Source organism: Bartonella sp. MR100HLJHH (genome assembly GCF_042194215.1).
GTDB classification, from domain to species: domain Bacteria; phylum Pseudomonadota; class Alphaproteobacteria; order Rhizobiales; family Rhizobiaceae; genus Bartonella; species Bartonella grahamii.
This window is the reverse complement of the sequence record NZ_JBHIMR010000095.1, coordinates 1-760: the sequence shown is the minus strand read 5'-3', so window position 1 is coordinate 760 and position 760 is coordinate 1. Positions and strand designations below refer to the sequence as shown.

At 42.9% G+C, this 760-nt stretch carries 1 pseudogene; it reads left to right on the top strand.

What is annotated here, in order from left to right:
- Nucleotides 1-59: 59 nt before the first annotated feature.
- Nucleotides 60-760, top strand: a pseudogene (locus tag ACFIJ7_RS09720) (DUF3792 domain-containing protein); the annotation flags it as partial.

Here is a 760-nt window from a genome sequence, read left to right as displayed (position 1 = left end):
TTTTGGAACATAATTGGCAAAAAGACATTGTATCTCCAGCATATTCAAGGAGATAAAACATGGAAACTCGCATTCCTGAAGACACACCATTCGATACGAATTTTCTAGGAGAAACATCTCTAGAAGAAAAGTATCCATTCTTTCACACACCCATTTCATGGTCCGCAATCTTTGCGGGATTGGTGACAGCCCTTGCCACCTCAATCTGCCTCTCTTTTCTGGTAGCAGCTTTAGGCTTAAGCCAAATGGATTTCACCTCTTCAACCCCATTTGAAGGCTCTTTCCTCTCCTTTGGCGTGGGTTCTATTATCGTTACACTGATTAGCCTAGCCTTGGGAGGCTTTGTAGCTGGACGTTTTGCTGAATCGTCAGGGACGCTTCATGGCTTTCTTACTTGGGCTCTCATAACATTGCTAATGACCCTCCAAGCCATCCACGTGGTTTCTAGTACAGCAAAGATAGGAGCTAAAACTGCTCTAGAAAACAGCTCCATGGTCCAACAAACCGTAGACAGCCTCAAAACCAATATTTCCCCCATACTTGCAAAATTAAACAGCGAAAGTCTTGAAAAGTTTTTTGCAAAAAACAGTGACAATGGTATCAATTTTGACCAACTTGGTAGTGAATTGCGCACCCTTCTCAATAAAAGCGACATTCCTGCTCTCAACCCTGATCGCTTGAAACAAACCTATCAAGCAGCACTCAACGATATTGGTTCTGCGATCACAGCTTTCAAAAATGATCCTTCTCACTATCGCAC